Genomic DNA, 3,317 nt, shown 5'->3' on the forward strand with positions numbered 1-3,317 from the left:
CTTCGAGCCCGTGATCGGCGGCTGGGGCCTGCGGCTGGGCGGGCGATTGCGGCCTGACCGGCTGGCGCGGGTCGAATCCCATGATCCTGGTCAGTTCCGCGAACGGATCATCCTCAGCGATGTCGTTGTTGTCGGCTACTCTCAGCTGGGTTCTGTCTGCCATTATTGTTCCCGAACTCGCACTCATTCGGACGCCATGGACGTCGCGTAGGGTTGGCCCTTACCAGCGCAATGTGGGCAAAAGGTGACAGGTTATTTAGTCAAACCTAACGCATTTCAGTGGGCGCGGCGGCCCCGATCAACGTCAGGCCGGACGTCAAAACGTCCGAAACAGCCTGCACCAGCCCTAGTCTGGCATGCGTCAATTGTCGGTCGTTAACCTTAACAAAACGTAAGTCCGGATTATCCGTGCCACGGTTCCAGTGCCCGTGGAAGCTGGAAGCCAGATCATAGAGGTAAAATGCCAGCCGATGCGGCTCGAGCGCAAGGGCGGCGGACTCGATCAGCCGCGGGTATTCGGCAAGCTTGCGGATCAGGCCGATCTCGCCCTCGTCGGTCAGCAATGCCGCGGCGGACGCCAGGCTGTTGCGGTCGAAATTGGCTTCGCCCAGTTGCTCGCTCGCCTGCCGGAACACCGAATGACAGCGCGCCGAGGCGTACTGGACATAGAACACCGGATTGTCCTTGGACTGCTCGGTCACCTTGGCGAAATCGAAATCCAGCGGCGCATCGTTCTTGCGATAGAGCATCATGAAGCGGATCGCGTCGCGGCCCACCTCCTCCACCACTTCGCGCAGCGTCACGAAATCGCCCGACCGCTTCGACATACGCACCGGTTCGCCCTCGCGAAACAGCTTGACCAGATTGCAAAGCAGCACGGTGAGCTTGACCTCTTCGCCGGCAATCGCCCGCGCCAGGGCTTCCAGCCGCTTGACGTAGCCGCCATGGTCGGCGCCGAGCACATAGATCAGGTCGACGAAGCCGCGATCGACCTTGTCCTTGAGATAGGCAACGTCGGCGGCGAAATAGGTGAATGAGCCGTCCGACTTGACCAGCGCCCGGTCCATGTCGTCGCCGACCGCGGTCGAGCGGAACAGCGTCTGCTCGCGGTCCTCCCAATCGTCGGGTTTCTCGCCCTTGGGCGGCGGCAGCTTGCCCTTGTAGATATGGCCCTTCAGCGTCAGATCGTTGATCGCGGATCGGATCTTCCTGGCATTGTCGGCGTGCAGCGTGCGCTCGGAGAAGAACACGTCGTGATGCACGTTGAGCATCGCCAGGTCCTCGCGGATCATCGCCATCATCGCATCGATGGTGCGATCCTTGACGATGGCGAGCGCCTCGTCATCGGGCATCTGCAGCAGCGAGCGGCCGAATTCCGCGACCAGCGCCTGACCAACTGGCACCAGGTAATCACCCGGATAAAGCCCGCTCGGAATCTCGCCGATGTCGTCACCCAGCGCTTCGCGGTAACGCAGGAATGCGGAACGGCCGAGCACGTCGATCTGCGAGCCGGCGTCGTTGATGACGTATTCTTTGGTCACGTCGTAACCGGCGAAGGCCATCAGATTGGCAAGTGCATCGCCGACGACAGCACCCCGGCAATGGCCGACATGCATCGGTCCGGTCGGATTGGCCGAGACATATTCGACATTGGTCTTCCTGCCGCCGCCAACCATCGAGCGGCCATAGTTGCGGCCCTCGCCGAGCAGTGCGGTCAGATGTGTCTGCCAGAAGCCGTCCTTCAGCCTGAGATTGACGAAACCGGGGCCGGCCACCTCTGTTGCCGCGACATCCTTGTCGTCGCGCAGCGCCTGCGCCAGTCTTTCGGCCAGCGCGCGCGGGTTCTGGCCGGTCGGCTTGGCCAGCACCATTGCCGCATTGGTCGCCAGGTCGCCATGGCTGGCGTCGCGCGGCGGCTCAACGGCAATGCGCGACAGGTCAGGCGAAATGCCGTCTTTGTCTTTCAGATCAAGCGCTTCGACGGCTTTTATGATTCGCGCGGTGAAATCGGCGAAGATGTTCATTTGTGTGACTCTGGGGTCTGGCTCTGGCGGCTTTGCAGCGAATCCGGCTCGTTGGCCGGCAAAATCGAGCCCGCCCTAGCCCAATTCAGGCGTATGGTCAAACAAACGCCGGTGTTCCTTGAGCGCGTAGGTGTCGGTCATACCCGCCAGGAAGTCGGCGACGCTGCGCGCCTTGATGCGATCATCGGCCCGATCCAGCCCCTCGCGCCAGCCATCCGGCATGGCGCGCGGATCGGCGAAATAGGCGTCGAACAGATCCTTGACGATCTGCTCGGCATCCGCGCGCACCCTCATAACCTCGGCGTGCCGGTAGAGGTGCTTGTACAGAAAGGCCTTCAGTTCCTTCTCCAGGGCAGCCATTTCGGCCGAGAAAACCACCATCGTCTCGCCAGCTGCCCTCACTGCATCGGCGCTCGGCGGCCTGATGCGATCGAGATTGGCGGTCGTCGACCTGATCACGTCCTCGACCATGGCCGTTATCTGCCGCCGCATCAGTTCGTGGCCGGTGCGCACGGCATCGAGGGAAGGATAGCGTTCGCGCACGCCTTTCAGGATCGTTCCCGGCAGCGAAACCGTCTCCAGCATGTCCAGCGTCAAGAGCCCTGCCCTCAACCCGTCGTCGATGTCATGCGTGTTGTAGGCGATATCGTCGGCGATCGCCGCGCATTGCGCCTCGATGCCGGCGAACCGGTCGAGTTCGAGATCGTGCAGTTGCGAATAATCACGGATCGCCTGTGGCACCGGCCCTTTCAGACCCTTGCCGTTGGCATCCGTCAGCGGCCCATTGTGCTTGACCAGGCCTTCCAGCGTTTCCCAGGTCAGGTTGAGCCCGTCGAACTCGGCGTAGCGCGCCTCCAGCCTTGTCACGATGCGCAGCGATTGTGCGTTGTGGTCGAAGCCGCCCCAGACGGCCATCTTCTCGTTGAGCGCGTCCTCGCCGGTGTGGCCGAAGGGCGTGTGGCCGAAATCATGCACCAGCGCCACCGCCTCGGCCAGATCCTCGTCGCCGCGCAGCGCCCGTGCCAGGGCGCGCGCTATCTGCGCCACTTCGATCGAATGGGTCAGCCGGGTGCGATAGTGGTCGCCTTCATGGGCGATGAAGACCTGCGTCTTGTGCTTCAGCCGCCGGAAGGCCGTCGAATGGATGATGCGGTCACGGTCCCGCTGGAATGGCGTGCGGGTCGGGCTCTCCACCTCGTCGAACAGCCGCCCGCGCGAGTTTGCCGGATCGCAGGCATAGGCGGCGCGTGGCCGATAGCCGAATCCGATGTCGCCCAACTCACTGGTCATGGC

General features: G+C 62.8%; 2 protein-coding genes. Both read right to left on the bottom strand.

Going from position 1 to position 3,317, the window contains the following annotated elements; genetic code table 11:
* Positions 1-266: 266 nt before the first annotated feature.
* Positions 267-2,024 carry an arginine--tRNA ligase gene (gene argS, locus ENZ75_RS25985; RefSeq protein ID WP_063168120.1) on the bottom strand — a complete coding sequence of 586 codons (1,758 nt, stop codon included), beginning with the start codon at positions 2,022-2,024 and terminating at the stop codon, positions 267-269.
* 75 nt (positions 2,025-2,099) lie between these two features.
* Positions 2,100-3,314, bottom strand: coding sequence for a deoxyguanosinetriphosphate triphosphohydrolase (locus ENZ75_RS25990; protein WP_024503844.1), 1,215 nt, complete (start codon positions 3,312-3,314; stop codon positions 2,100-2,102).
* Positions 3,315-3,317: the final 3 nt, after the last annotated feature.

Source organism: Mesorhizobium sp. M7A.F.Ca.CA.002.04.1.1, from assembly GCF_004022805.1.
Classification (GTDB): Bacteria; Pseudomonadota; Alphaproteobacteria; order Rhizobiales; family Rhizobiaceae; genus Mesorhizobium; species Mesorhizobium ciceri.

Bases quoted from the DNA above. Each gene is read 5' to 3' on its own strand.
- argS (WP_063168120.1), bottom strand. From the start codon at position 2,024: ATGAACATCTTCGCCGATTTCACCGCGCGAATCATAAAAGCCGTCGAA.
- ENZ75_RS25990 (WP_024503844.1), bottom strand. From the start codon at position 3,314: ATGACCAGTGAGTTGGGCGACATCGGATTCGGCTATCGGCCACGCGCC.